This is a genomic window from Corallococcus terminator (genome assembly GCF_003611635.1).
Lineage (GTDB): Bacteria > Myxococcota > Myxococcia > Myxococcales > Myxococcaceae > Corallococcus > Corallococcus terminator.
In genome coordinates this window covers 1-26,991 of the sequence record NZ_RAVZ01000022.1, presented here as the reverse complement: position 1 = coordinate 26,991, position 26,991 = coordinate 1, and the positions used below count along the sequence as shown (strand labels likewise).

At 70.1% G+C, this 26,991-nt stretch carries 20 protein-coding genes and 1 pseudogene; 12 read left to right on the top strand and 9 right to left on the bottom strand.

All coding sequences use genetic code 11. From position 1 onward, the window contains the following. Positions 1-193: 193 nt before the first annotated feature. The 4 genes from D7V88_RS05490 to D7V88_RS05475 all read left to right on the top strand — a co-directional run bounded on the left by D7V88_RS05490 (position 194) and on the right by D7V88_RS05475 (position 3,228). A complete protein-coding gene (locus D7V88_RS05490) occupies positions 194-1,093 on the top strand; it encodes an NAD(P)/FAD-dependent oxidoreductase (protein ID WP_244237993.1) in 900 nt (299 codons plus the stop codon). Next, positions 1,093-1,947: an AraC family transcriptional regulator gene (locus tag D7V88_RS05485; RefSeq protein ID WP_120539538.1), complete on the top strand. Its 855-nt coding sequence runs from the start codon at positions 1,093-1,095 to the stop codon at positions 1,945-1,947. The genes D7V88_RS05490 and D7V88_RS05485 overlap by 1 nt, the downstream gene beginning before the upstream one ends. Positions 1,948-2,099: 152 nt before the next feature. Then, entirely contained in the window at positions 2,100-2,804 is a 705-nt protein-coding gene (locus D7V88_RS05480) for a class I SAM-dependent methyltransferase (RefSeq protein ID WP_120539559.1), read from the top strand. Between the two features lie 160 nt (positions 2,805-2,964). Beyond that, positions 2,965-3,228: a hypothetical protein gene (locus tag D7V88_RS05475; RefSeq protein ID WP_120539537.1), complete on the top strand. Its 264-nt coding sequence runs from the start codon at positions 2,965-2,967 to the stop codon at positions 3,226-3,228. Between the two features lie 78 nt (positions 3,229-3,306). Here the strand turns inward: D7V88_RS05475 and D7V88_RS05470 are convergent, their stop codons facing one another. Next, positions 3,307-6,219, bottom strand: coding sequence for a serine/threonine-protein kinase (locus D7V88_RS05470; protein WP_120539536.1), 2,913 nt, complete (start codon positions 6,217-6,219; stop codon positions 3,307-3,309). 248 nt (positions 6,220-6,467) lie between these two features. On the opposite strand from D7V88_RS05470, the gene D7V88_RS05465 reads away from it, so the two are divergent. Together D7V88_RS05465 and D7V88_RS05460 are read left to right on the top strand one after the other, a co-directional pair. Beyond that, positions 6,468-7,430: an ornithine cyclodeaminase family protein gene (locus D7V88_RS05465; RefSeq protein ID WP_120539535.1), complete on the top strand. Its 963-nt coding sequence runs from the start codon at positions 6,468-6,470 to the stop codon at positions 7,428-7,430. 117 nt (positions 7,431-7,547) lie between these two features. Continuing rightward, the gene (locus tag D7V88_RS05460; protein WP_120539534.1) at positions 7,548-7,766 is read left to right on the top strand and encodes a hypothetical protein; all 219 of its coding nucleotides are present in this window, start codon (positions 7,548-7,550) and stop codon (positions 7,764-7,766) included. A gap of 683 nt (positions 7,767-8,449) precedes the next feature. Here D7V88_RS05460 and D7V88_RS05455 read toward each other — a convergent pair. The 5 genes from D7V88_RS05455 to D7V88_RS05435 all read right to left on the bottom strand — a co-directional run bounded on the left by D7V88_RS05455 (position 8,450) and on the right by D7V88_RS05435 (position 13,954). Further along, positions 8,450-9,598: a glycosyltransferase gene (locus D7V88_RS05455; protein WP_120539533.1), complete on the bottom strand. Its 1,149-nt coding sequence runs from the start codon at positions 9,596-9,598 to the stop codon at positions 8,450-8,452. Beyond that, entirely contained in the window at positions 9,588-10,871 is a 1,284-nt protein-coding gene (locus D7V88_RS05450) for an O-antigen ligase family protein (protein ID WP_120539558.1), read from the bottom strand. Before D7V88_RS05450 ends, D7V88_RS05455 begins: the two co-directional genes overlap by 11 nt. A gap of 244 nt (positions 10,872-11,115) precedes the next feature. After that, the gene (locus D7V88_RS05445) at positions 11,116-12,774 is read right to left on the bottom strand and encodes a DUF6178 family protein (RefSeq protein WP_120539532.1); all 1,659 of its coding nucleotides are present in this window, start codon (positions 12,772-12,774) and stop codon (positions 11,116-11,118) included. Positions 12,775-12,813: 39 nt separating this feature from the next. Beyond that, positions 12,814-13,434, bottom strand: a complete 621-nt coding sequence (gene yihA, locus D7V88_RS05440) for a ribosome biogenesis GTP-binding protein YihA/YsxC (protein WP_120539531.1) — start codon at positions 13,432-13,434, stop codon at positions 12,814-12,816. 7 nt (positions 13,435-13,441) lie between these two features. Next, positions 13,442-13,954 (bottom strand): multiheme c-type cytochrome, encoded by a 513-nt coding sequence (locus D7V88_RS05435; RefSeq protein WP_120539530.1) that lies wholly within the window; start codon positions 13,952-13,954, stop codon positions 13,442-13,444. Between the two features lie 136 nt (positions 13,955-14,090). On the opposite strand from D7V88_RS05435, the gene D7V88_RS05430 reads away from it, so the two are divergent. From D7V88_RS05430 to D7V88_RS05405, 6 genes are all read left to right on the top strand, one after another. Continuing rightward, complete coding sequence (locus D7V88_RS05430; RefSeq protein WP_120539529.1) at positions 14,091-14,573, top strand: hypothetical protein; 483 nt, start codon at positions 14,091-14,093, stop codon at positions 14,571-14,573. 3 nt (positions 14,574-14,576) lie between these two features. Next, the gene (gene coaE, locus D7V88_RS05425) at positions 14,577-15,173 is read left to right on the top strand and encodes a dephospho-CoA kinase (protein WP_120539528.1); all 597 of its coding nucleotides are present in this window, start codon (positions 14,577-14,579) and stop codon (positions 15,171-15,173) included. 26 nt (positions 15,174-15,199) lie between these two features. Next, positions 15,200-16,366, top strand: a complete 1,167-nt coding sequence (locus D7V88_RS05420) for an SDR family oxidoreductase (protein ID WP_208726130.1) — start codon at positions 15,200-15,202, stop codon at positions 16,364-16,366. Between the two features lie 555 nt (positions 16,367-16,921). Next, positions 16,922-22,642, top strand: a complete 5,721-nt coding sequence (locus D7V88_RS05415) for a myxosortase-dependent M36 family metallopeptidase (RefSeq protein ID WP_120539526.1) — start codon at positions 16,922-16,924, stop codon at positions 22,640-22,642. Between the two features lie 124 nt (positions 22,643-22,766). Then, complete coding sequence (locus D7V88_RS05410; protein WP_120539525.1) at positions 22,767-23,162, top strand: MaoC family dehydratase; 396 nt, start codon at positions 22,767-22,769, stop codon at positions 23,160-23,162. Positions 23,163-23,164: 2 nt separating this feature from the next. After that, positions 23,165-23,647: an FAS1-like dehydratase domain-containing protein gene (locus D7V88_RS05405; protein ID WP_120539524.1), complete on the top strand. Its 483-nt coding sequence runs from the start codon at positions 23,165-23,167 to the stop codon at positions 23,645-23,647. Here D7V88_RS05405 and D7V88_RS05400 read toward each other — a convergent pair. The 3 genes and pseudogenes from D7V88_RS05400 to D7V88_RS05390 all read right to left on the bottom strand — a co-directional run. Further along, a complete protein-coding gene (locus D7V88_RS05400) occupies positions 23,631-24,419 on the bottom strand; it encodes a tetratricopeptide repeat protein (protein ID WP_120539523.1) in 789 nt (262 codons plus the stop codon). The genes D7V88_RS05405 and D7V88_RS05400 overlap by 17 nt on opposite strands. 92 nt (positions 24,420-24,511) lie before the next feature. Beyond that, positions 24,512-26,356 (bottom strand): molecular chaperone DnaK, encoded by a 1,845-nt coding sequence (dnaK, locus tag D7V88_RS05395; RefSeq protein WP_120539522.1) that lies wholly within the window; start codon positions 26,354-26,356, stop codon positions 24,512-24,514. Between the two features lie 15 nt (positions 26,357-26,371). Beyond that, a pseudogene (locus D7V88_RS05390) lies at positions 26,372-26,991 on the bottom strand (molecular chaperone DnaJ); the annotation flags it as partial.

Genomic DNA, 26,991 nt, shown 5'->3' with positions numbered 1-26,991 from the left:
TCCGGAGGGGCGGTGGGGCCGTTCAGTGGCTTCAAGAAGGCCATGGGCCCGGCGGGCAAGACGCTCGGGACATGGCACGGCCGAGGGTGCTCCCGAAAGAGACGCCGATTTTTTCCCACGCGCCGCCATGGGGACGCCGACGGCCCGTCTTTAGCCTTCCTGCATGGAACAGCGAGAGACAGAAGCAGTCGACGTGCTGATAGCGGGCGGCGGGCCCGCGGGCCTGAGCGCGGCGCTCGTGCTGGGGCGAGCGTGCAAGCGGGTGTGGCTGTGCGACGCGGGGGCCCGGCGGAATGCAGCGGCCACGCACATCCACGGCTTCGTCACCCGTGACGGCACGCCGCCCGAGGAGTTCCGTCGCATCGGGCGTGAGCAGCTCGCCCCCTACGACATCACCTTCCGCGAGGAGCAGGTGGTGACCGTGACGCCCCTGGGCGGCGAGAACGGCTTCCACGTGCGGCTCGAAGGCGGCACGCAGGTGCGCGCGCGGCGCGTCCTGCTCGCCCTGGGCGCCGTGGATGAGCCCCCCGCGCTGCCCGGCATGCGCGAAGCCTGGGGCCACAGCGCCTTCCAGTGCCCCCACTGCCATGGCTGGGAGATCCGTGGGAAGGCCTGGGGCGTGCTGCTCGACTCCGTCCCCCTCGTCGATTTCGCCATCATGCTCACCGGCTGGACCCGGAACGTCACCGCCTTCACCCGTGGCACCTTCGCGCTCCCTCCCGAAGCGAGGGAGCGACTGACCATGGCGGGCGTGCGGCTGGAGACGGGGCCGCTGGAGCGCCTCCTCGTGGAAGCGGACGGCGTCCTGCGAGGTGCCCAGCGCATGGACGGGACGGTGGTGCCGCTCGACGCGCTCTTCCTCAAGCCGAAGCAGCACCTGCCACCGCTCGTGCGGACGCTCGGCCTCGCGCTCGATGACGCGGGTTATGTTCGCGTCAGTCCTCAATGCGAGACGTCCATCCCGGGCCTCTTCGCCGCGGGGGACGTGACGACGCCCGTGCAGACCGCCATGGGGGCGGCGTATCAGGGCGCGCTGACGGGGTGGACCATGGTGCACGGCCTCAACATCCACGCGGAGCCCCCACACCCGTGATGAGCCAGACGCCCGGGCCCCCGGCCCTCGTGGCCTTCCAGCAGGGCCGCGCTCCCCTCTTCGTCTCCCGCATCGAGCGCCACGCGCACCAGGGGCTCCACGGCAGGGCGCGTCCGGGCGGCAAGCGCGTCCACCCCTATGCCGTGGTCGTCCTGCTCACCGGGGGTCGTTCGCGGGTGCGGCACGCGGGCGCGCTGGAGTTGCGGCCGGGGGACGTGCACCTCATCCCACCGGGAGATTCACACGCGGAGGCGCACTTCGAGCAGGCCACGGGCTGGGCCCTGACCTTCTGGCCCGAGCAGGCGGACCCCTCCACGCGCCTCTTCTCCCAGGTGCGCGGCGGGTGCCACCCGGTGCTGCGGCCCACTCCGGCGCAGCACCGCCGCCTCGAACAGTGGATGCAGGTGCTCGAGGAGGAATGCGAGGGGAGCGAAGAGGGACGGGAGGAGGCGCTCGCGTCGCTCCTGCGTCTGGTGCTCGTGGAGCTCGTGCGTGCCAGCGCCTCCACCCTCCGCTCGGGCACCGAAGGCTCCAGCCTCGCGCGCCAGGCACTCGCCTTCGTGGAGAAGAGCGCGCTCAAGCCCCTGTCGCTGTCCGACGTCGCGCGAGCCGTGGCACGCACGCCGGCGCACGTGGCCACCACGGTGCGCGGTGAGACGGGGCGCACCGTGGGCGAGTGGATCCTCGCGCAGCGGATGGCCGAAGCCCGCCGCCGCCTCCGTGGCACCGACGCCCCCATGGACACCATCGCGCGGCAGGTGGGCTACGCGGACGTCACGCACTTCATCCGCCAGTTCCGCCGCGTGCATGGACAGACACCCGCGCGGTGGCGGCGCGCGGGCGAAGCAGCCTGAAGAGCCATGTCGCGGCGGGCGTCACCTGGACGCCGCCACGACACCGGAAGCGCCGCCGATTCGACGTGAAGGGCCGCCCTGGCGGCGAAGAAACCGAAGCGTATCTTCCCATCAACGCGCCGCACCTCCTCCCCCGGCCCGACGGAGTTCCCATGCACTCACACGCGCCTCATCATGAGCATCATTTCGGCCCGGAGCACGCGGCCCGCTACGACGCGGGCACGGCGACCTCGCTGCCCGGATACCACGCCATGCAGGAGCTCATCGCGGCGACGATGACCTCCGTGTTGGGGGGGAACGAGTCCGCCTCGATCCTCTGCGTGGGAGTGGGCACCGCGCAGGAGCTGCTGCCCTATGCCCGGTATGGAAGGCCCACGTGGCGCTTCACCGGGACGGACACGTCACCGCACATGCTCGCCGTGGCCCGTGAGCGATTGAGCAGCACGGGAATGGGCGAGCGGATGCGATTGCACGAAGGGGCGCTTCGCGACCTGCCCACCGGCGCCCCTTTCGACGGGGCCCAGATGGTGGGAGTCCTCCATCACGTGGCGGGAGCGGAAACCCGCCTGGAACTCCTGCGTGAAGTGGTGCGTCGGCTCAAGCCCGGGGCGCCCTTCATCATCGGAGAGTCCGTTGGGAACGACCCGGTCCTCCTGGCCGCGGAGGAAGAGCAGTTGCGCGTGTCTGGAGTCTCTCCCGAAAAGCTCGCGCGACGGCGCAAGGAGATGGCGAGTCTTGAGATTCCCGCGTCCGATGAAGAGTTCTTCGCATTGCTGCGCGGGGCCGGACTGACAGAGCCGCGCCAGCTCTTCGCCTCGCTCCAGTTCAAGGCCTTCCTGGTGCGCGCAGCGCCTTGATTACTTGACGGTTGAAATAATCACGCACCATGCGAACCCATCATGAGCAAGCGAACAGGACACGTTGAGGCAGTCCAAGGCAACTCCAGGCATCGAATTGCAATCACATCCTGACTTCCGATATTCAGTCAGGCGCAGTTCTCACCGATAGGAGTTCCCCATGCTGCCGCGTGTCGTGAAGAGTGCTTTCGCTGTGATGGGTCTGGCCCTGGCCATGGCCTGTGGTGGAGCGGAGACGACGGACGTCGAGCAGACGGAAGGCGTCTCGACCGGGGCCCAGGGGTCCGCGGCGGAAGCCGTGTCCGCTGACACCTCCGCCGAGATTCTCCCGGGCTGTGGTGGCTTCAAGCAGCCGTGCTGCGAACTCCTGTACTGCAACACCGGTTACGAGTGCGATCCCTCGACCCGGAAGTGCCTGCACTGAAGACGTCTGGGTGAAGCCGTCCCGAGGCACCTCGTGGCCCTGCCCGAGGTGCCTCACTGTTTCGCGCAAGCCCCTCCCCTACCGGCTCGCGAGCCACTGCTTCACCTGCGCCAGCTCGCGCCGGGTCATGGCTCCGCCCTGCGTGAAGCCTCCGACCGCCTTCCGCGCCAACGTCAGCGCCCGCGCCTGTTCCGCCGGCTGACTCCAGAGCGCCTGCGCGAGCGCGAAGTGCGTCATCGCCGCGTCCGTTGGATTCCAGCCCAGCGGGGCCAGCACCCGCTCCGACATCTCCAGCAGCTCGCGCGCGGCCTCGCCCTGCCCCAGTTGGAGGTACGCCAGCCCCAGCGCCGTGCGGCTGTGAATCGTCCGCGCGTGCTCCGCTCCCAGCGACCGCGCCTTCGACTCCAGCGCCTCGCGCAACAGGGGCACCGCCTCCTTCGGCCGGCCCTGCGCCACGAGCAGCCGCCCCACGTCCTCGCCCAGCGTGTCCACCGCGAACTCCTCCGGCGGCAGCACCTTGCGCTGGAGCACCAGTCCCTCCTGGAAGTGCGCGAGCGCATCCGCGTCCCGCTCCAGCCGCTCCTCCGCGCCCGCCAGGGCCTTGAGCGAATCGATGGCCTCCCGGCTCTCCGCGCCGAACCCCTGCCGCATGCCCTCCAGTGCCTCCCGATGCAGCGCGAGCGCCCGGTCCGGCGCGCCCAACGACTCCTGTACGAGCGCAAGGTCGTGGAGCAACAGCAGTGTCTGTGAATTGAGCGGCCCCAGCGTCTGCTGACGCAGCGTGTACGCGCGCTGCAACCACTGGAGCGCCTGCGGCAGGTGTCCCGCCTCCTGTTCCGCGAAGCCCAGGTTGGTGAGCGTGCCCGCGAGCAGCGGGTGCGTGGGGCCCAGCCGCTCCTCGTAGATGGCGAGCGCCTTCTGGTACAGGGCCGTGGCCTCCGCCTGCTTTGCCTGCCGCAGCAGCACCATGCCCAGGTTGTTGTAGACCTTCGCGGTGTCCACGTGACGCGTGCCCAGCGTCCGCTCCCGCAGCGCCAGGGCCCGCGCGTAGTGCTCCGCCGCCGCGTCGAGCGAGCCCTCGCTCAGCGCGAGGATGCCCTCGTGGTTGGCCAGACGCCCTTCCAGGTCGGGCGCGGACCCCAGCCGTTCAATCAGCGCGTGCGCCTGCGCGCTCCACAGGTGCGCCTCCGGGAACCACTCGGGGGCCTCGCTCAACCCGAGCACCAGCTCCGTGGCCACCTGGAGCGCCACCTCGTCGTGGCGGCCTGCGGTGGCGGCGGCCATGGCGTCATGCCACGTGGCCATCGCCTCACGCGACTGGCTCATGCGGTGGTGGGCCCAGCCCAGCACGTGCAGCGCTTCGGCCTCCAGCGGGCGGTAGTGCGTGGCGCGCGCCGCGTCGACCGCCGCCCTGGCCACGGGCAGCGCCTGCGCGTACCGGCCCGCGTCGAGCAGCGCCTGCGCGTGCGTCACCTCCTTGCGCACCGCCTCCACGCGAGCCCGCGCCGCCGCGTCCTCCGGCGGGGGTACCGCCGCGGAGAGCGCCTCCACGTTCGCGCACCCGGACACGCCCCGGAGCGCGTCCACCGCCTCCGCGCTGCGCTGCACCAGCGCCGCGTCCGCGTGCGCCAGCTCCGTGCCCAGCGCATCCACCGACCGCAGACGCCGGTCCAGGCACGCCATGCGCAGCGCCAGATGCGCCTCCGGCTGTTCCCCCGTCACGCGCGTGGCCTCGCACGCCTGCCGGTGCATCCGGCTCCACTGCGTCGCGTACGCATCCATGGCCCCCGACACCCGGTCGAAGGCGCCCTCCGCGTCCGTCGCGCCGCTGCGCTCGAAGGCCTCCGCCACCGCCGCCTTCTGCGAGGGGCCCCACACCTGGGCGAACAGCGCGGGCGCCCCACTGCACGGCGTGGGACGCACCCACGCCACCCCCACCCCCAGCATCAGCCCGGCCGCCACCGCCAGCGACCGGCCCGCGAGCTTCCGTCGCCCGGCCTCCGGGTCGCGCTCCAGCGCCTCCAGCAGGGCCTCCATCGTCGCGAAGCGCTGCTCGGGCGCCACCGCCAGCCCCTGCGCGAGCACGCGGTGCACCCAGCCCGGAAGGGACGGATGCGCGGGCGGCTCCAGTTCCACCCGGGGCGTCACGGCGCCCTGGGGCGCGCGCTGCGAATCCAGCAGCGTCACCGCCATGCGCCGCAGCGTCCCCTCCTCGAAGGGGCGCTGGCCGGTGAGGGCCTCGTAGACGGACACGCAATAGCTGAACTGATCCGCGCGCGCGTCCGGCCCCCGCCCCGCGTACTGCTCCGGGGCCATGTACGCGGGCGTCCCCACCAGCGCGCCGGTCGCCGTGAGCCGCGCATCGGTGGGACCTTCGAGCAGCGCCGTCACCGGCACGCCGGGCCCGGCCTCCGCGTTCGCATCCGACGCGATGCCGAAGTCCGTCACCCAGACGCCACCCTCGCGCCCGAGCAGCACGTTGTCCGGCTTGAAGTCGCGGTGGACCAGCCCCGCCGCGTGCGCCGCCGCGAGCCCCCGACCCATGGCCCGGCACACGGACAACACCTGGTGTCGCGAGTGCGGCCCTTCCCGCAACCACTGCCGCAACGTGCCGCCTTCCACGCGGGCCATCGCGATGAACACCCGGCCGTCGTGCGTCCCCACGTCGTGCACGGTGAGCACGTTCGGATGCGACAGGCGCGCCATGGCCTGCGCCTCGCGCACCAGCCGCAGCGCGCGGGCGTCCTCTTCCTCATCGGGGAGGCGGCGCTCGTGCAGCAGCTTGATGGCGACGGTGCGCCGAAGCTCTGGATCGAACGCTTCGAACACCTCGCCCATGCCGCCGCGCCCCAGCCGCGCGAGCAGCACGTAGCGCCCCACCCGCGTCGCATGCAGCGGTCGCTCCGACAGGCCTCCGCCATCGCCCGTGGGGCGGCCGGTGTTCGGTGGGGAGGACGGCCCGGTGTTCGGGAGGTGCCGTGAGGTGGTCATCGGCCGGGCATCCTAGTGCCATCCGGTCTTTTCCCGCTTTCCCCGCCAGGACGGTCAGCGTCCGGGCAGGCGTCCAAGAGAACCCCAATGACATAGGGGCTTCGCGAGCAGTGATTGCGAAGCAGGCCAATCGCAGCCATCCGCGCCCCAGGTGGCATCGCCCCGTCCCCACGTCGCGAAGTGTCGGCCCGTCGGGGGCGGTCGACGTCGCGCGTGCGCGGGCGCTCGCGGTTGGGTATAGCGGCGCCATGCCCACCCTCCTCCTCAGTGCGAAAGAGCTGCGCGGCCTCTACACCGTCGAACTCGGACTGGAAGCCGTGGAGCGCGCCTTCCTGGCCCATGGCCGTGGCGACGCGCTCATGCCCCCCAAGGTGTACCTGTCCCTGCCGAAGTACGACGGCGACTTCCGCGCCATGCCGGCGTTCCTGGACGGAGCCGCGGGCGTGAAGTGGGTCAACGCCCATCCCCGCAATCCCCAGAAGCACGGCCTGCCAACCGTGCGCGCCGTCTACATCCTCAGCGACCCGGACACCGCGTCACCGCTGGCCATCCTGGACGGCACCCTGCTCACCGCGTGGCGCACCGGCGCCGCGGGCGGCATCGCGTCCAAGTACCTGGCGAAGAAGCAGCCCCGCACGCTGGGCCTCGTGGGCTGTGGCGTGCAGGCGCGGGTCCTCATCGACGCGCACCGCGCCCTCTTCGGGAACCTGGAGCTGCTCATGGCGGACGTGTCCGACGCCGCCGCCCAGGCCCTCCAGAAGGAGAAGGGCGGCCGGGTCGTGAGCCTCCAGGAGGCCTCCGGCGCGGACATCGTCTGCTCCGCCACGCCCGCCCGCGCCCCCGTGGTCCGCCGCGAATGGGTCCAGCCTGGAGCCCACATCAACGCCATGGGCGCGGATGCCCCCGGCAAGCAGGAGCTGGATCCGCGCCTGCTCGTCGAAGGGCGCGTCTTCATCGACGACGCGGAGCAGGCGCTCCACTCCGGTGAGGTCAACGTGCCCCTGCATGACGGCCTCCTCAAGGAGGAGCAGCTCGCCGGCACCCTGGGTGAGGTCGTCGCGGGCCGCAAGCCGGGGCGGACGGGGAACGAAGTCACCGTCTTCGACTCCACCGGCCTCGCCGTCCAGGACGTGGCCCTGGCCCGCGCGCTCTACGACGTGGCCCGGGCCAGGGGCGTCGGGCAGCTTTTCGACCTCGTCGGGGACGCCTGACCCACACCTGATTTTTCGGGAGGGGGGCAACTCCCGCCGGATTTCGCGATAATCTCCTACACGCGCTTCTCCGCCCGGCGGTGTCCCCTGCCGGGCGGCCCAGAACAGGTGGTTTGCATGAGCTTGAAGATTCCAGCCTCGGCGACGATAGACGCGTTGAAGACCCACCAGAGCCTGAGCCCGGTGGAGCAGCGAATGCTCCAGGGCCTCACCGGCGACGACCTCAAACGCGCCAAAGCCCAGCTCATGCTCCAGAAGCAGCAGGAGACCGTCAGCTTCGTCTCCAATCTGTTCAAGGGCGACACCACCCTGCAGGTGATTGGAAACCTGAAGTAGCCGTCGCGAAGCACGCGACGGCGGACGTGCACGGAAGGCGGGTCCCCTGCCTTCCCGAGTCACGGCCGTCAGGCGGAGCGCCCGCTGGCACCTCGGCAGAGGTCCTCGCGGGCCGCGGAGCCGGGCCACTGACACATCCCACCTGATGGATCCGACCGCTGCGTGCGACCTGTCAGGGCGCCGGGCGTGTTTTCACGGGGACAAAAAAGAGAGCGCTCGCCGGCACCTTGGAGTTTTACCGGCGAGCGCCCCGGGCCGCGTGCCGACAGGCAGGGCCTCGTAAAGTCGCGGCGGATACGGATGAGGGCCTTGGGCCCACCCCGCGCCACCTTCATGTTCCGCGTCCGCCCCGCGTCCCGTGCTTCCGGGCCCCGCGCTCGACGTCCGCTTCCTTCAAAACCCCTTCACGTCAGCGGCGATTCCTGCCCCGCCTGATCCGACGCCCACCAGGGTGGTCACGCCGCTTGCTGCTGGCAACGTCTGTGGCGCCATTACCACAGACTTTCCATCAATCTCCACGAAAAACGAGCTATTCCCATCTATAACCAAAACACACAAGGTGCGACCCCCGTCGGGAGCACCCTTCCTCCATACGAACGCGCCCGCCCCCAATTGCTTGAGGACGGGCTCGGATTATCCGGATCGGTCTGACATTTCCCGGCCCTGGAGGGCCGGTTCCAGGCTCAGGGCATGTGTGCGACCTGGCGGTACAGGGCGTCGTGCTGGCGCACCATCTTCTCCAGGGACAGTTCGCGGGCGACGAAGCCCCGGGCGGCCTTGCCCATCTTCCGGGCCTCCTGGGGGTTGGCCAAGAGCCGCCGGAAGGCCTGGGCGAGCTGGGCGGGCCGCTCCGGGTCCACCAGGAGCCCCCGCTCGCCGTCCACGATGAGGTCCGGATTGCCGCCCACCTTCGTGACGACCATGGGCAGGCCGGCGGCCATGCCCTCCATCACCGCGTTGGACATGCCCTCCGCCGTGGAGCACAGGACGCCGAAGGTGGCCTGGCCATAGAGGGCCGGAACGTCCGTGCGGTGCCTGAGGAAGTGCACCCCGTCCGCCACCCCCAATTCCTGCGCCATCTTCTCCAGTCCAGGCCGACGCGGGCCGTCTCCCACGAACCAGGCGTTCAGCCGCGTGCCCTCATGACGCAGCATGGCAAGCGCGAGGAGCACGTCCTCCTGCCGCTTCACCGGGTGGCTCATGTTGGCCACGTGGATGACGGTGGGGATGCCGTGCGTTTCGGGCAGCGGGTCCTTGATGCCTTCCTTGGCACGCGCGTCGAAGCGGACCAGGTCCAGGCCGTTGTGGATGACGGAGACGCGGCTTCGGGGCAGCCCCTCTTCTTCCACGAGCAGCGTGCGGATGGCCTCCGCGTTGGCGATGACGTGGTCCGCCATGCGCGTCACCTGCGCGTGCAGCAGGCGGCGGGCCTTGCCCTGCCAGTGGGACAGATCCAGCCGGCCGACGATGACCTTCGCGCCCGCCAGCTTCGCCGCCGGCACCGCGATGATGCTGGAGTAGAAGTCGTGCACGTGCACCAGGTGCACGCGGTGCTTCTTCAGCCAGCGTGACAGCCGGTAGATTTGAACGAGCGTGTTGGGCTGCGCGAGCGTCCCCTTGAGGGAGAACACCTCGGGCGCATGTCCCAGCTTCCACACCGAACCGATGAGCGGCCCGGCGTCCTCCAACACCGACACCTGCAACCGGTAGCTGGACGGCAAGCCGCGCAGCAACTCCAGCACCTGCACTTCGGTGCCACCAATGTGGAACGACCGGGTGAACTGCACCAGTCGGAGGGGCTCCCGCCCCATCCGTGCTTCCTCACGCCGCATGCCCAGACCCCTCCCACGTGGCCGCCGGCGTCTGATTCAGGGCCGGCTGCCTCCCCACCGCCAAAGCTCGCTCCCGTGCCTGCGCGATGCGGTGCGCGCTCGCGGCCAGGCCGAAGAGCACGTAGCAATGCGCGGACAGGATGTAGCCCGAGAACAAGTCACAGATGAGGTAGCCCACCACCGACGCGAACAGCGCTCGCGCGAGCCACCCCATCTCCGAATCCGAGGACGCCGCCGCCGCGCCGCCCACCGAGCCTCCCGCGAACACCAGGAAGAAGAGCAGGCCAATCCAGCCCAGTTCCCCGATGACGTCGAGGAAGATGTTGTGCGCCACATAGGCGCGGTGCGCCTCCGGCGGCGCGTATTCGAACCACGCGTAGCGGAAGCCGCCCGCGCCCACGCCCAAGAGGGGCTTGTCCAGGCTCATGCGGCTGGCCACCTGCCACGCGTACACACGGCCCATGGCGGATGCGTCCTCGTGGAACGTCGCCACCGTCTCGTTGCGCTGCCAGAAGCTCTTGGGCGCGAACACCACCAGGCCCAGCACGAAGATGGAGCCCAGCACGATGGCCTGCATGCGGCGCTTCTCACGGATGGCCCACAGCGCCATCGCCACCGACAGGCCGATGAAACCACCGCGCGAGTGCGACAGCACGATGGCCACCACCGACAGCACCGCGGCCAGGCCGCAGAGGGCGCGGAAGAACCACGGGGTGCTCTTGCGCGCGAGGAACGCCACCGCGAGCGGCACCACGACGACCATGTTCATGGCCATGTGGTTGGGGTCCGCGTACACGCCGACCCAGCGCGAACGGAAGCCCTCCACCATGTTCTCACCGACGATGTACCAGTTGATGACGCCAATGGACGTCACGATGGCGCCCACCACCATGGCCGCGCACATGGCAGCCAGCCGCTTGGGCGTGGTGATGACGTTCACGAGCGTCAGGTAGATGGCCGTGAGCTTCAAGAGCTCCACGCCCTGGAAGCGCGTCACGTCCGGATTGACGGACCACGCCACCGAACAGAACGCCAGCGACGAGAACGCCAGCAGCGCGATGCCCCGCGCGCCATCGAAATAGACGGGCTCCGCCTTGCCCAGCCGCCGCATCACCATCAGTCCGGCCGCGAGGCCCGACGTCAGCAGCGCCAACCGCAGCGGCGCCAGCGCGGGGATCCACTCACCCGGCACCGCGTACATCACCGCCGCGAACCCCACGAGCAGGAAGAAAGCCAGCACGTCGCGACGCTGTCCCTGTGCGCCCGGTCCCATGAACTCCACCCCTTCGCTGTCGGTCGCTCGTCCCGTCACACGCGTGCCCCTGGCCCTCTTGGAAAGCCGTTGGCTAGCGGTCCACGCGCACGCGGCCAGCAAGGTGCTGGCCGCGTGCTAGCCGTGCGCTAGCGGGCAATGGGCAAAGCAGCAGGCGTGCCAGGGACCGGGGGCGGCAGAAGCCCGTATCTACGGGCGGTTGCGAGATCGCCCCGGACAGATGGGCCGGGCAAGGCTGAAAAAGCTACGGGACCGGCGCGCTCTCCATCGGAAGCACCGCGGAGGCGATCAGGTCCAGCCGCCCCTCGCGAAGCCAGGGCGTCCCCAGCTCCGACAGCAGGCGCGTCAGCGTGACGTTCACCACCCGACGCAATTCCTCCCGGGCACCCTCCGGCACCACCGGGCCCAGCGCGGCCAGCGCGCGCTCCACCGCGCTCGGGCGCAGGCGAGGCGCTTCCGGGGTGCCTTCGAACAGGCGCTGCCCCAGCTCCACCGTGCGCCCCAGCGGCACGGGCCGCACGTCCACGCGCTCCTCCAGGACGGCCATGGCGACGCCCGCCGCCCAGAGCCGCTCCACGCCCAGCACGTCCAGCGACACGCCGAAGCGCGCCAGCACGGTGTGCGCCGGGGCCTCCGCGCCGCCCAGGAGCGCGCCCAGCGCGGCCACCTGGCCTTCGGCGCGCGCCAGCAGCACCTCCGAACCGGCCACCTCCCGCAGCGACCGGAACGGCACGGCTTCCGCACCCGGCACGCGAAGCGCGCGGCGGGGACGCTTGCGGCGCAGGGCCTCCAGGGCCGCGGCCTCTTCCGGCAGCACCAGCGGCACGTCGTCCAGCTTCATGAACTCCTGCTTGAAGAGCCGATCCGCGCGGTACTTGAGCTGGAGCGTCAGCGTGAAGCCCACCTGGAAGACACGGCGCAGGGGCGTGTCGCGCAGCGCGTCCGGCGACCGGGCCGGGTCCCCGCCCGTCAGGTGCTCCAGGCCCAGCGACAGGTAGTCGCGAACCCATTCACCCACGCGGCGCACGGCGTCCAGGTCCCCGGGGTCGCCCAGCTCCGCGACGAGCACCGCGTTGGCCACTTCACGCAGCTCATCCTCCGCGTTCATCCGCTCCACGTCGGACAGGTCGCGGAAGGCCGCGTCCACGTAGTCCAGGTGCCCGCCAGTGGCGGTGAGCGCGGGGGCCGCATTTCCCGTGGGGCGCGGCGGCACGTCCACGCGGCTGAAGAGCGCCAGGGCGTCCTCCAGCGAGGGGAAGCCCAGGTCGGCCAGGCGCGCGCGGCGGAACTGGAAGGCCGTCTCCTCCAGCTCGGAGGGAATCTCCCAGCGCACCGCTTCGAAGAGGCGCACGGATTCGAAGGGGTTCTCCGCGATGAGGTCGTTGACGATGGCGCGCATCGCGGACATCTCCACGCCCTCGAGCTTGATTTCGACGAGGTAGCGGCCCTCGGGCGTCTCCACCGCCATGCCCTGGGGGTTGGCGTCCGGGTCCTCCTCCAGGTCGTACACGGTGGTGAATTCCTTGAGGAGGGTCTCCACCACCTCCAGATCCACCGCGTGCAGCTTGCGCATGAAGTCTTCGGGTTCATCTCCGCGCGCGGCGCGCAGCCACGTCAGCACCGCGTGGGGATCCACCGAGTCCTTCACCCACCCGCCCAGGTCCACGAAGGTGCGGAACTGCGCCGGGGACGCCAGTTGCACCAGCTCCGTGGCGTCCGCGAGGCCGACTTCCTGGATGGTGACGTACAGGTCTTCCGCGGGCAGCGAGCGCACCAGCGCGGCCGTGTCCTCCGCGTCGAAGAGGGCCTCCACGCGCTTGCGGGGGGAGAGCTGCATCAACCGCTGACGCACCTCGCGGGGAGCGAGGGGCGAAGCACCACCGTTCGTCTTGTTCTGGGACACGCCGGGGGTGCTACCACAGCGTGCCCGGACCCGGGAGACTCAGACGCGGGTGGCCTTGCCGAAGGTGTCCAGCAGCGTGCCCCACACCTCTTCCACGCCCAGCTTTTCGGTGGAGGAGAACGGAATCAACGCCTCGCGGGGCAGCTCCAGTTGCGTGCACAGGGCGCTGAGCCGGGGCTTGCGCTGGGCCTTCGTCAGCCGGTCGATCTTCGTGGCCACCACGAGGATGCGGCGGTTGTGCTCCTGGAGGTAGTCGAGCGTGCGCAGGTCCTCCGGAGACGGCCCCACCTCCGCGTCGATGATGCTCACCACCACCTCCAGCCGGTGACGGTGCTTCAGGTAGGAGGTGATCATCTCCTGCCACTGGGCCTTGTCCGTCTTGCTCGCCTTGGCGAAGCCGTAGCCGGGCAGGTCCGCCAGCCGCACCGTGTGGCGCTGGCCGTCGCGGTCCAGGTCCACGTCGAAGAAGTTGAGCGTGCGGGTGCGCCCGGGCGTGTTGGACACGCGCACCAGCTTGCGCCGGTTCGTCAGGGCGTTGATCATGGACGACTTGCCCACGTTGGAGCGGCCGACGAAGGCGACCTCCGCGGCATGGTCCGTGGGCAGGCCCTTCAATTCCACGGCGGTGGTGACGAAGCGGGAGTCGAGGATCTTGATCAAGAAGAAGTCACTTCTTCGCCGTGGCGGGTGCCGGCGTGGAGGGGGCCGCGTCCGCGCGGGTCTGCTGCTTGCGGGCACGTTCGGCGGACCAGTGGTCGATGGCCTTCAGCGCTTCCTTGAAATCAAACGGGCGCAGGGAGGGAGACGAAGCGTCATGGCAGGTGCGGCACTGCTTCTCGGAGGGGTCCACCAACCCCACCAGCCGCGCCAGCTCCGGGTCCTTCATCACGTAGGACGGAGAGTAGTACTGCCCTCCCCCGTGACACGTCTCGCAGGTGACGGCCGTCAGCGTCTGCGTCGCCTGGTCCGGCGCATGGCAGGACAGGCAGCGGGCGTCCTTCTTCTGCGCGTCCGCCAACGTGTCCGTGGCCCGGGCGTGCTTGGACTTCATCCACGCGTCGTAGGCCTCCGGGTGACACCCCTTGCAGCTATCGGGACCCGTGAAGTCCGCAGCCCCGGCAAGACCGCCTGAAGCGGCGAGCAGGAGGGCGGAAAAGACCCGGATGGCACGAGAACGCATGGCCTGAGCACGTAGCAGAGCCCTCCGGAGGGGGCAAGGCGTCTCATTCGTGATTGAATGCCGGGTGGACACGCGCGTTGCTTCTAGGGAACGGACCTTGAGGCGCGCCTGCCTGATCCGCTAGGGAGGAGTCGAGATGCGGACCCCCGTCAGTTTCGTCCTTGTCGTTGTCGCAGCCATCGCCGTCTCCCTGCCTGCTTCCGCCAAGCCGTGGCAGGGCATCGAACCCGGGTCCTCCAAGAAGGAGGACATCGTGAAGAAGTTCGGTGAACCGTCCCGGACCATGTCCCAGGACGGGAAGGAGATCCTGGCCTACTTCGCCAAGGAGGCCATCAAGGGCACCACCCAGGCCCAGTTCAAGGTGGACCCGGCCACCCAGATGGTGGAGCGCATCGACGTGTTCCCCGCGCCCGTCATCGAGAAGGACACCATCGAGAACAGCTACGGCCCCGCCTGCCCCGGAGGGTCGGCGCCCGCCACGCCCTGCTACCTGCGCAAGCTCACCGACGACTTCCGCACCTACTTCCTCTACGTGAAGCTGGGCGTGGCCATCTTCTTCAACGAGGACGGCAAGACGGTGCAGTCCTTCGTCTTCACCACGCCCAAGGCCGCGAAGTAACCCGTGCACGTCTTCGGCCTGACGGGCGGCATCGCCTCCGGCAAGAGCACCGTGAGCCGGATGCTGCGCGAATTGGGCGCGCGCGTGCTGGACGCGGACGTCATCGCCCGGGAGGTGGTGGAGCCCGGCACGCCCGGCCTCCAGCGCATCTCCGAGCGCTTCCCCGGCGTGCTGGGCCCGGACGGCCGCCTGGACCGGGTGAAGCTTGCGACCCACATCTTCGCGGACCCCGCTGAACGCGCCGCCCTCAACGCCATCGTGCACCCCCAGGTGCGCGCCGCGTTCCTCACGAAGCTCCAGGCGCTGGAGGCGGAGGGCATCACCCACGCCGTGTATGACGTCCCGCTCCTCATCGAGACGGGGCTGCACACCGCGATGGAGGGCGTGGCCGTGGTGTGGGTGCCCCGGGACGTGCAGAAGGCGCGGCTGATGGCGCGCGACGGGCTGGACGCGCAGGCGGCGGAGGCGCGGCTGTCCGCGCAGCTTTCCCTGGACGACAAGCGCGCGCACGCCACGTGGGTCATCGACAACAGTGGTGCCCCGGAGTCCACCCGTCCCCAGGTGGAAGCGGTGTGGCGGGCGATGCTCGCCCACGACTGACACCGGGCGGGTATGCTGCGCCGCGAATGAGCGCCACGCCCAGGAAGAGTCCCGCAGGCACCTACTTCATCACCGGCTACCCGGGCTTCATCGGCAAGCGGCTGGTGGAGCACATCGCGCGCGAGGACCCGAAGGGCCACATCTACGCGCTGGTGCAGCCCAAGGCCTTCAAGGAGGCCCAGGCGACCGCGGCGAAGGTGCAGGGCGCGAAGGTGGAGCTGCTCACCGGCGACGCGGTGGACATGCACCTGGGCCTGTCTGGTGAGGAATACCAGCGCCTGTGCGAACGGGTGACGGACATCTTCCACCTGGCGGCGGTGTCCCAACTGGGCGTGCCCAAGGAGACCGCGTGGCGGGTGAACGTGGATGGCACCCGCAACCTGCTGGAGCTGGCGCGCGACTGCGAGAACCTGTCGCGCTTCAGCCACTTCTCCACCTGCTACGTGTCCGGCGACCGGGTGGGCGTCATCGCCGAGGACGAGCTGGATCGCGGCCAGTCCTTCCGCAACGCCTATGAGGAGACGAAGTTCCAGGCGGAGCGGCTGGTGCAGCGCGCGGCCGCCACCCTCCCCGTCACCATCTTCCGGCCCTCCAGCGTGGTGGGCGACTCGCGCACGGGAGAGATTGATCGCTTCGAGGGCCCCTACTACCTGGGCATCCTGCTCGTCACGTCGCCGCTGGTGGTGCCGCTGCCCCTGCCGGGCAACGGCGTCGCCCCCCTCAACGTGGTGCCGGTGGACTTCGTGGTGGAGGCGGTGTGGCGGCTGGCGCGGGATGAGCGCGCCAAGGGCCGCACGTTCCACCTGGTGGACCCCAACCCGATGAGCGCGCGGCGCGTGTACGAGCTCATCGCGGAGAAGTCCCACAAGAAGCTGCCGCGCTTCAACCTGTCCGCGCGCGCCGCGGACGTGATGCTGCGGCTGCCCTTGTTGGAGAAGCTGGCCCGGCCCCAGCGCGCGGCCATCAGCTACGTGAACCACCTGGCCATCTACAACTGCCACAACACGCTGGAGCTGCTCGACGGCACCGGCGTGCGCTGCCCGCCGCTCTCCACCTATCTGGATCAACTCGTCGCCTACGTGCGTGACCAATACAAGCAGCGGCGCGAGGGCGCGGAGGTGGATGATCCGCTCGACAACGCGCCCCTGCCCTCCGTCGAGGACAGCAGCCCCGCGCCCCGCACGCGCCGATGAGCAGGGATTCGCGCCGGAAGCAAGGGACGGCGCGGCGTTGCTCCCGGTACCGCGCCCGCCCGGCCGCTGGGGGATTTCTCCCTCGGGCGCGGCTTATTCCAGACTGACAATTGTTACTGGGTTGCTAACGCAAAGTTGAGGGGCCCCCCCTCTTTTCAACGATCCAGTGTCCTGGTTAGCATGCGCTCCCACTTGAATCCGATCCGGTGAACAGCACCGCGTTCGGAACAGTGAGTTGGAGAGCAGCTTTTGCCAGGAATCGTTGACACGGAATCCGCATCAGCCACCCCAGACGCGGGTGTGGCGTTCCGCCTGTCCGGCCCCGAGGAGCGCATCGCGCCCTCCGCGCTCTTGCTCTCCGCCCTGACTTCCCGCATCGCGTCCCGCTGTCGCCTCCGTGCGACCCCGGACGTTGGGATGCGTTCTCTATTGGGCTGTCCACCCACGGTCCATCAGCCGTAGGGGGCCCGCCGTCCCCGGCGCGCTCCACTCCACCGTCGTCGTCTCTCGCAGTCCCCTCGTCCGGCAGTTCATCACCCCCAAGAAGGAAGGCGCATGCGTCTCAGGGAAAAGCTTTTGACCAGCCTGCTGCTGGTGCCCATCGCGGGTACCAGCGCGTGGGCCAAGGAGCGGTCGAACTTCGACGCGTTCCTGGAGCAGAAGGAGTCGCGCCAGCTCGCCGTGGACCCCGACACGGCGGTATCGCGCGGGCTTCGCGTCGAGCAGACCGAGCAGCGGCTCGGCGTTCCCACGTTCGCGTGGGCGGCGCAGGATGGCGCGCAGTCCAAGTCCGTCATCCGCAATGGCATGACGGCGGAGAGCGCGGCGCGCGCGCACCTGCAGACGGTGGCGGACAACTACCGCCTGTCGCGGGATGACGTCTCCGGCGCCACGCTGCGCGCGGTGCACAACACGGGCACCGGCCCGATCATCGCCACCTTCAACCAGACGGTGGGCGGCATCCCGGTCTTCCGCAACGAGATCAAGGTCATCATGGCGCAGGACATGCGCCTGGTGGCCGTCAGCGGCTACCTGGCCCCGTCCGACCTGACGCTCAACGCGCGCCTGAAGGCCCGCAGCGCTTCGTCGTTCCGCCTGGGCGCCGCGGACGCCATCTCCGGTGCGTTCAAGGACCTGACGGGCTCCGGCACGCAGGCCACCTCGTTCGTCAACACCGGCTCGCAGGGCGAGTACATCTTCTTCGAACTGGCCCCGTCCGCGAAGGCGTCGCTGGCGCAGGACCTGACCATCCCGGCCCGTGCCCGTCAGGTGTTCTACACGCTGGCCGACACGCTCGAGCCCGCCTGGTACGTGGAGGTCAACGCCGGCCCGAAGGCGGCGCGCTCCAGCCAGTACTTCGCCTACGTCGTGTCGGCGACCACCGGCAAGGTGCTCTTCCGCAACGACCTGACCGCGGACGTCGCGGGCACGCCCTTCACCTACAAGGTCTGGGCGGACGTCACCTCGCCGTACATCCCGGAGGACGGTCCCCAGGGCAACGACGCGACCCCGCACCCCACGGGCCTGCGCGACGGTTTCCAGATCCCCCTGAACCGCCCGCAGCACGACATCACCATCGCCAACTCGCCGTTCACCAAGAACGACCCGTGGCTGCCGGCCAATGCGTCGCAGACGCTCGGCAACAACGTGGACGCGTACGCGGACCTCGTGGGGCCGGACGGCTTCACGCCCGGCAGCGCGGACCTGCGCGCGGAGACGACGGCGGCCAACACCTTCGGCCACGTCTTCGACCAGACCAAGGCGCCCAACTCCAGCCCGACGCAGATCAAGGCGGCGGTGGTGAACCTGTTCTACGTGAACAACTTCCTTCACGACTGGTTCTACGACGCCGGCTTCGACGAGGCCGCTGGCAACGCCCAGTCGTTCAACTTCGGCCGTGGCGGCGTTGAAGGCGACCCCATCCAGGCCCAGGGCCAGGACTACGGCGGCCGCAACAACGCGAACATGAGCACGCCGGCCGACGGTGCGTCGCCGCGCATGCAGATGTACGTGTTCAACGGCGTGCCCGAGCTGAGCGTGACGGCCCCGGCGGCGCTCGCAGGCATCTACGACTCCGGTTCGGCGTCGTTCGGCAAGCAGGTGTTCGAGGTGACGGGTGACGTCGCCTCGGCCGCCACCAACGGCTGCGCCCCCTTCGAGGCGAACGCCTTCCAGGGGAAGATCGCCCTCATCGACCGCGGAGCCTGCGACTTCTCCGCCAAGGCGCTGAACGCGCAGAACGCGGGCGCCATCGCCACGGTCGTCGCGAACAACGCGGCGGGCGAGGCTCCGGGCCTGGGCGGCACGAACGCCGCCGTGACCATCCCCACGCTGTCCATCACCCAGGCCGCCGCGACCGCGTGGCGGGCCGAGCTGCAGACCGGGCCCGTCACGGTGCGGATGCGCCGCTCGGCGGACCTGGATCGCGACGGTACGCTCGACAACGGAATCATCGCCCACGAGTGGGGCCACTACATCAGCAACCGCCTCATCGGTAACGCGGCGGGCCTCGTCAACAACCAGGGCCGCGCGATGGGCGAGGGCTGGGGCGACTTCCACGCGCAGATCATGCAGGTGCGTGAGAGCGACCGGACCAAGCCGGGCAACGCCAACTTCCAGGGCGTCTACACCAACGCCGGCTACACCTCCAGCGGTGGCCGGAACAACGGCTACTACTTCGGCATCCGTCGCATCCCCTATTCGACGGACTTCGCCAAGAACAGCCTGACGTTCAAGCACATCGCCAACTGGGAGCCGCTGCCGGCCGCCCAGATCGCGGGCGCGGCGACGGGCGCCTCCAACAGCCAGGTCCACAACAGCGGTGAAGTGTGGGCGACCATGCTGTGGGAGAGCTACGCCAGCCTCCTGAACGCACACCCCTTCCAGGAGGCCCAGGACCGCATGAAGCGCTACCTGGTCGCCGCCTACAAGGCGACCCCGAACGCGCCCACGTACCTCGAGGCGCGTGACGCGCTGTGGGCCGTGGCCCTGGCGTCGGATCCGGCGGACTACAGCCGCTTCGTGGCGGCGTTCGCCAAGCGCGGCGCGGGCTTCGGTGCCAAGGCGCCGGACCGCAACTCCTCCGACCACATCGGCGTGGTGGAGAGCTTCGCCTCGGGTGGCAACATCGAGATCACCAGCATCAAGCTGGATGACAGCGTGACGGGCTGCGACCATGACGGCGTCCTCGACGTCGGCGAGCAGGGCAGCCTCAAGGTCACCGTGCGCAACGTGGGCGGCGGCGGACTGAGCGCCTTCACGGGCGCGGTCAGCACCTCCAGCACCACGGCCACCCTGGCCTTCCCGAACGGCACGACGATCTCCGTCCCCGCGCTGTCGCGCGGCGCGCAGGCCACCGTGTCCCTGCCGGTGAACCTCAGCGCGGTGTCCAACGCCGACGCCCGCGCGGGCCTGAAGATCGTCTTCGACTCCTCGGAGATCCCCGCCTCGGCGAAGACGGTGACGTTCGATGGCCGCGTCAACTACGACGACGTGCCGTCGATCAGCAACACGGAGTCCTTCGAGTCCGGCCTGTCGGCGTGGACGCTGTCGGAGAACCTGTCGTCCTCGGGTGACTTCACCCTCGGCGGCACGGTGACCAACCGCTTCGCGCACGGCTACAACCCGGAGGTGGCCTCGGAGCTCACCCTCACCAGCCCCTGGATGACGGTGGCGCAGGCGGAAGACTTCACCATCAGCTACAAGTACCGCCACTCGTTCGAGCAGGATTACTCCGCCGTGCCCGCGGCCTACGACGGCGCGGTGCTGGAGTTCACGGTCGACGGCATCGACTGGATCGACCCCTGGGATCTGTACCCGGTGGTGGACGCGGATCCGGGCTACACGCACTACATCTCCGAAGGCGGCGGCAACCCCATCGAGGGTCGCGCGGCCATGGGCCTGACGAGCGCGGGCTTCCCGGCCTTCACGTCCGCGAGCATCAACTTCGGCACGTTCTTCCCGGACCTGGAGCTGTACAACGTCCGCTTCCGCTTCCGCGTGGGTGCGGACCTGGCGGTGGGCGCGTACGGCCTGGACGTGGATGACGTGACGTTCACGGGCGCGACGCCCGTGTTCCCGTCGCAGGCGGGGCAGCCGGACGCCGCGGGCGCCTGCAACCTCCGCCCGGTCGCCAACCCGGGTCCGTCCCGGACGGGCACCCTGGCGGTCGCCGAGGGCACCATCGTCGGGGGCGTCTTCACCCGCACGAACATCATCCTGAACGGCACGGGCAGCTTCGACCCGGACGCCGCCGCGGGTGACGCCCTCACCTACGCCTGGACGCAGACCGGCGGCGCCACGCCCGTGACGCTGACGGGTGCGGACACCGCGACGCCCAGCTTCAAGGCGGACGTGGACTACTCGGACACCCTCGCCTTCCAGCTCGTCGTCACCGACGGGACCGGCAAGACGAGCGTCCCGAAGACGGTGGAGATCGAGATCATCGACGTGAACCAGGCGCCGGTCATCGCGATCACCGCGCCGGCCACGGTGAACGAGCGTGACACCGGGGTGACGCTGGATGCCTCCGCCTCCACCGACGCGGATCGCGTGGACCAGGGCTACCTGACGTTCGCCTGGACGCAGACGGGCGGCACGCCCAAGGTGACGCTGGCCGGTGCCGCGACGGCCAAGGCCACCTTCACGGCCCCCGACGTGGCCGCGGACACGCAGTTGACCTTCACGGTGAGCGTGTCGGACGGCACCGCGACGGTGTCGAAGGCCGTCTCCGTGACGGTGAAGAGCGTGGACCGCGCTCCGGTGGCCAACGCCGGCGCGGACTTCACGGTGGACACGCGCACCCAGGCCGCGCTGGATGGCGCGGGCACGGATGCGGACGGCGACGCGGTGTCGCTGCTCTGGGCGCAGACCGCGGGCCCGACGGTGACCCTGTCGAGCACCTCGGCGGCCAAGCCGACCTTCACGGCCCCGGACGTCGCCACCAGCACGGCGCTCACCTTCACGCTCACCGCCTCGGCGAACGGCCAGTCCTCCACGGACACGGTCATCGTGACGGTGAAGGGCGTGGACCGCGCTCCGACGGCCAACGCGGGCGTCGACATCACGGCGGATGAGCGCACGGAAGTCACGCTGGCCGGTTCCGGCGACGATGCGGACGGCGACGCGCTGACGTACCAGTGGGAGCAGTTGGCGGGCACGGAAGTGACGCTGACGGGTGCCACGACGGCCGCGCCGAGCTTCACGGCGCCGGACGTCAGCGGGACCACGACGCTCAGCTTCAAGCTCACGGTGACGGCGGCCGGCAAGTCCGCCACGGATACGGTCAACGTCACGGTGAAGAACGTGGACCGCGCTCCGACGGCCAACGCCGGCGCGGACTTCGAGGTGGCCTCTCGCGCCTCGGCGACGCTCAACGGGTCCGGTGCGGACGTTGACGGCGACGCGCTGTCCTACCTCTGGGAGCAGACCGCGGGCGAGCCGGCGGTGACCCTGACGGGTGCGGACACGGCTTCGGCGAGCTTCACGGCGCCGGACGTGGCGGCCCCCACGGAGCTCACCTTCCGCCTCACGGTGACGGCGGGTGGCCAGTCCTCCACGGACCTGGTCAACGTCACGGTGCGCAAGTCGAACCGTCACCCGGTGGGCGAGGCTCCGGCCACCATCACGGTGAACGAGGGTGACGCGGTGGAGCTGGACGCTTCCGGCATCACGGATCCGGACGGTGACGCGCTCACCTTCACCTGGACCCAGGTCGGCGGCAGCACGGTGGCCACCACGGGCGCCGGCACCTCCAAGCTGACGTTCACCGCGCCGCAGGTCCAGGCCGACACGGCCCTGGCCTTCAGCCTGGTGGCGAAGGACGCGGACGGCGCGGCGGCCGGTCCGTTCGTCTACACGGTGACGGTGAAGCAGGTGAACCAGGCGCCGGTCGCCAAGGCCCGGGTCATCTCGGGTGTGCGTGGCGGTGAGCTGGTGAAGCTGGACGCCTCGACGTCCACCGACCCGGACAACGAGACGCTGACGTACGCCTGGACGCAGACGGGTGGCTCCTCGGCGAGCCTCACGGGTGCCAACACGGCCGAAGCCAGCTTCACGCCGGCGAAGAAGAACACCGCGGAGACCTACACCTTCACCGTGACGGCGACGGACGCGGCCGGTGCCACCAGCACCGCCGAAGTGAAGGTCAACGTGCCGAAGTTCGAGGAAGAGGACGGCGGCGGTTGCTCGTCCGCCGGCGGCTCCGTGGGCGGGATGGCTCCGCTGATGGCGCTGTTCGCGGCCATGGGCATGCTGCGCCGTCGCAAGTCGGCGTAAGGCACCCAGGCTTCGGACTCCTGAAGCCCTGAAGTGAACGAGGGGCGGTTCCCGACACGGGAGCCGCCCCTCTCTTCTTTCCACCGGACACCCGTGCGCGGGGGGCGGTAGGCTTGCCCGCCTCATGGCACGCACGTTCCAGGTGGGAGACACCTTCACGCACGTCCGTCAGTGCGACCGGCTGCGGCCGGTGTATTACGCGGGCGCTTCCGGGGACTACAACCCCATCCACATCGACCCGGAGGTGGGGAAGCTCGCCGGCTTCGACGGCGTCATCCTCCAGGGCCTCTGCACGCTGGGCTGGGCCGTGGAGGCCGTGGCCGTCTTCGTGGGGGATCCGGGCCTCGTGCGCCGCGTCCGGGTGCGCTTCTCCCGGCCGGTACTGCCCGAGGACACCGTCACCTTCCAGGGCCGTGTCACCGCCATCGCGGATGGCCGGCTGAGCACGGAAGTCACCGCCACCAACCAACGCGGCGAGCCCGTCCTCCGGGGCGCCGTCGTTGAAACCTCGCTCGGATAGCCATGGCCCTGGACCCGAAGTTCATCGGCCGTACGTACGGCCCCTTCACCTACGAAATCGGCCGGGAGAAGTCGCGCGAGTTCTCCCTCATCCTGGGCGGCTCCGTGCCCTCCGCGGGCACCTTCGGAGCGCCGCCGGCCCACGTCAGTCCCCTGCTCTACGACGAGGGCGCGGCGAAGGCGGGGCCCTACGGCGACCTCATCGCCTTTCCCAGCTTCGCGGTGGTGTTCGCCATCCGCCCCTTCAGCGCCGCCATCGCGGATCCGGAGCTGGGCGTGGACCGCGTGCGGCTGGTGCACGGCGAGCAGGAGCTGGAGTTCCTGGGCGCGCTGCGGATGGGCGACGTGCTCACCACCACCGGCCACATCAGCGAGCTGTACCGCAAGGCCGGGATGGACTTCCTCGTCGTCACCACCGAGTCGCGCAACGCGTACGGGGACCCCATGGTGCGCGGCGTGTGGACGGCCGTCATCCGCCCCGCGTAGACACGGGCGACTCGCCGGGGGCGATGATGCCCTCGTCGAGCAACTGCGCGAGGATGCGCGCGGTGTCCAGCCGCGACATCCCGGACAGCGCGAAGAGGTCGTCGAAGCTCACCGCGCCGTCGATCTGCGCGAGCACGAAGCCCGCTCGGTGATCCAGGTTGAGCCAGATGATGTCATCCGGCTGCAACCGCACGCGGGGCATGCGGTTCAGGTCCCCCAGGCGGGCCTCCAGCATGCCCACCAGGATGCGCTCGCTGCGGTCGCGCAGCGCCTCCACGCGCGGGTCCTCCGGCGCCAGCGACTGGGCCCGACGCAAGAGGTCCACCGCGCCGGAATGGTCATCCAGCGTCAGCAGATCCTCCGCGCCCTGCAGCAGGGTCTCCACCTCCGAGCCCTGGGGCAGCGGCCCCGTCCCGGAGAAGCTCTCCGGGAGGCCGAACTCCTGGGTGCGGTGAGCCTCCGCGATGAGATCCAACGCGTCGCCCGGCGTCCCCGTCCCCTCCGGGAGGTTCACCGACTCCGGCAGCGGCTCCGCGGGGCCGGGGCTCGCGGCATCCGCCCAGGCCCCCCAGTCCCCTTCCAGGTCGGGCGCCGCCGCGTTCGCCGGGGCAGCGGAAGCGCTGCCCCCCAGCGTCAGCAACTGGCGCGCGCGCGCGTTGGCGGGATCCAGCTCCAGCGCCCGGACGAAGAGCTTCTCCGCGCCCGGCGTATCGCCACTCAGTCGCAACAGCAACCCGGCTTCGACCAGTTGCCTGGCCCGGAGCGTGTTCATGGGGGACTCCGTCGCGGAGCGTGACGCGGCTCCATGCCCTGGAGCAGGGGGTGACATCGCCGGTGCGGGGCGTGAAGGCCGGGCATGCGCGGCTACCTTCCCGGCGTCCCGCGAGGACTCGCTGAGCGCAAGAGCGGCAGGCTCTGGGAGAGCGCCTCGCAGGCCCGCGTGAGCGCGCCCACGTCCTCGCCGCCGCGCACCTGCCGCGCCTGGTCCAGGGCCTGTTCGGCGCGGGTGACGACGTCGGGCGACAGCCCTCCGGCACCGGGCAGGAGCCGCACGCGGGAGAGCGCGTCCACCAGGTCGCGGGCCAGGATGTCCAGCTCCACGCGCCGGGTCTTCAGCTCCTCCGAGGCTCGCGCGGTGACGAGCCAGTCGCGCTGCTCGTCCATGATGCGGCGCAGCTCATCCTCCGTGAGGCCGCTGGACGCGGTGACGGTGATGGACTGGCGCAGGCCGGTGTCACGGTCCCTCGCGGACACGGACACGATGCCTTCCGCGTTGATGTCGAACGTCACTTCAATCTCCACCTGACCGCGCGGCGCTTCCCGCAGGCCGGTGAGGAGGAACTCGCCCAGCAGTTCGTTGTGGTGCGCCAGTTCGTGCTCACCCTGGAGCACCATGATCTTCACCGTGCGCTGGAAGTCCTTGGACGTGGCGAACACCTCCGTCGCGGACGTGGGCACGGTGGTGTTGCGCGGAATCAGCCGGCGCACGTAGCCGCCCGCGATGGCCACGCCCATGCTCTGCGGCGTGACGTCCAGGAGCAGCAGCTCTCCCTCCTGCGCCACCAGCGCGTGCGCCTGGATGGCGGCGCCCAGGGCCACCACCTCCTCGGCGTGCACGCCCTTGCAGGGCTCGCGGCGGAAGTACTGGCGCACCTGTTCCACGATGCGGGGCATGCGCGACATGCCCCCCACGAGGATGACCTCCTTGAGGTCCGAGGGGCGCACCTTCGCCTCGCCCAGCACCTCTGAGGTGATGCCCACCAGGCGCTCGCCCAGGTCCGCCGTCAGGTCCTCCAGCTTCTCGCGGGTGAGCGTGGACTGAAGGTGCAGCGCGGCGCCTCCGCCCGGCGGCGTGCAGATGAAGGGCAGGTGCACCTGCGTCTCCTTCACCGACGACAGCTCCACCTTGGCCTTCTCCGCGGCGTCCTTCAGCCGCTGCAACGCCATGCGGTCCTTGCGCAGGTCGATGCCGTGTTCCTTGGCGAAGCCGAACACCATCCATTCGATGATGCGGTGGTCCCAGTCCTCGCCGCCCAGGAAGGTGTCGCCGCCTGTGGCCACCACGTCGAAGATGCCGTTGTTGATCTCCAGCACCGACACGTCGAAGGTGCCGCCGCCCAGATCCAACACGGCGATCTTCCCGTTCACCGTGCGCCCGAAGCCGTACGCCAGCGCCGCCGCCGTGGGCTCGTTGATGATGCGCAGCACCTCCAACCCGGCGATGCGGCCCGCGTCCTTGGTGGCCTGCCGCTGGCCGTCGTTGAAGTAGGCCGGCACGGTGATGACCGCCTGGGTGACGGGCCGGCCGAAGTGCGCCTCCGCGTCCGCCTTCAGCTCGGCCAGGATCATCGCGCTGACCTCCGGCACGGCCAGGTCGCGGCCGGCCAGCCGGATGCGCACGTCGTCGTGGGCGCCGCAGACCACCTGATACGTCAGGGCGCGCAACGCGTCCTGCACGGGGTGCGAGGAGAACTTGCGGCCGATGAGGCGCTTGGCCGCGGACACCGTGTCCTGCGGGTTGGTGATGGCCTGTCGCTTGGCGATGCCACCCACCAGCCGCTTGCCGTTCTTCGACACCGCCACCACGGACGGGGTGAGGGGCACGCCGGTGCGGTTCTTGATGATGAGCGGCTGGCCGTCCTGCACGGTCGCGACGAGGCTGTTCGTCGTCCCCAGGTCGATGCCAATCAGCGGTCCGGACTCAGCCATGGGGAAGCATGCACCTCACGAGAACGTCCAACGCAACTTCTTGAGAGCCGCACGGGCCTCCGCGTTGTCCGGATCCAGGCGCACGACCTCCTCGTAGTGATGCTTGGCCTGCTTCTTCTGCCCCGCCGCCAGCAGCACATGCGCCACCAGCAGTTGGTAATCCCCACGGCTCGGCTTCAATTCCACCGCGCGCTGCGCGAGCGCCCGCACCTCGTTGGCGTCATGCGCCAGCTCGCGGCCCACGCGAGCAGCCTGGAAGGCCGCCTCCGCGTTGTCCCCGTTGAGCGACACGGCCAGCTTGTAGGCCGCGTGCGCCCCGGCGAAGTCCCCGCGCATCTCCATCTCCTGGCCCCGCTCCACTTCTGTCTGCGCGCGGTGCAGGTCGTGCTTGCGGCGCGCGTCGACGAGCAGCGAGGCGACCTCGCGGTTCTTCGGATCCAGGCCCAGCACGTGGTTGAAGTCCTGGTAGGCCCGCTCGAAGTCGCCCTTCACGATGGCCGCCTTGCCCCGGGCGATGAGCTCCGTGAGCTTGTGGGTGCGCGCCATGTACGGGTGGCGCGCGAGCCGGGCCTGACGCTCGGCGCGACGGGCCTCCGATTCCGCGTCAACGGGCCCGGGGGCGGGCTCCGCGGGGG

Coding starts and splice junctions, on each gene's coding strand:
- D7V88_RS05485 (WP_120539538.1), top strand. CDS start 1,093: ATGAGCCAGACGCCCGGGCCCCCGGCCCTCGTGGCCTTCCAGCAGGGC.
- D7V88_RS05480 (WP_120539559.1), top strand. CDS start 2,100: ATGCACTCACACGCGCCTCATCATGAGCATCATTTCGGCCCGGAGCAC.
- D7V88_RS05475 (WP_120539537.1), top strand. CDS start 2,965: ATGCTGCCGCGTGTCGTGAAGAGTGCTTTCGCTGTGATGGGTCTGGCC.
- D7V88_RS05470 (WP_120539536.1), bottom strand. CDS start 6,219: ATGACCACCTCACGGCACCTCCCGAACACCGGGCCGTCCTCCCCACCG.
- D7V88_RS05465 (WP_120539535.1), top strand. CDS start 6,468: ATGCCCACCCTCCTCCTCAGTGCGAAAGAGCTGCGCGGCCTCTACACC.
- D7V88_RS05460 (WP_120539534.1), top strand. CDS start 7,548: ATGAGCTTGAAGATTCCAGCCTCGGCGACGATAGACGCGTTGAAGACC.
- D7V88_RS05455 (WP_120539533.1), bottom strand. CDS start 9,598: ATGCGGCGTGAGGAAGCACGGATGGGGCGGGAGCCCCTCCGACTGGTG.
- D7V88_RS05450 (WP_120539558.1), bottom strand. CDS start 10,871: ATGGGACCGGGCGCACAGGGACAGCGTCGCGACGTGCTGGCTTTCTTC.
- D7V88_RS05435 (WP_120539530.1), bottom strand. CDS start 13,954: ATGCGTTCTCGTGCCATCCGGGTCTTTTCCGCCCTCCTGCTCGCCGCT.
- D7V88_RS05430 (WP_120539529.1), top strand. CDS start 14,091: ATGCGGACCCCCGTCAGTTTCGTCCTTGTCGTTGTCGCAGCCATCGCC.
- D7V88_RS05420 (WP_208726130.1), top strand. CDS start 15,200: ATGAGCGCCACGCCCAGGAAGAGTCCCGCAGGCACCTACTTCATCACC.
- D7V88_RS05415 (WP_120539526.1), top strand. CDS start 16,922: ATGCGTCTCAGGGAAAAGCTTTTGACCAGCCTGCTGCTGGTGCCCATC.
- D7V88_RS05410 (WP_120539525.1), top strand. CDS start 22,767: ATGGCACGCACGTTCCAGGTGGGAGACACCTTCACGCACGTCCGTCAG.
- D7V88_RS05405 (WP_120539524.1), top strand. CDS start 23,165: ATGGCCCTGGACCCGAAGTTCATCGGCCGTACGTACGGCCCCTTCACC.
- D7V88_RS05400 (WP_120539523.1), bottom strand. CDS start 24,419: ATGAACACGCTCCGGGCCAGGCAACTGGTCGAAGCCGGGTTGCTGTTG.
- dnaK (WP_120539522.1), bottom strand. CDS start 26,356: ATGGCTGAGTCCGGACCGCTGATTGGCATCGACCTGGGGACGACGAAC.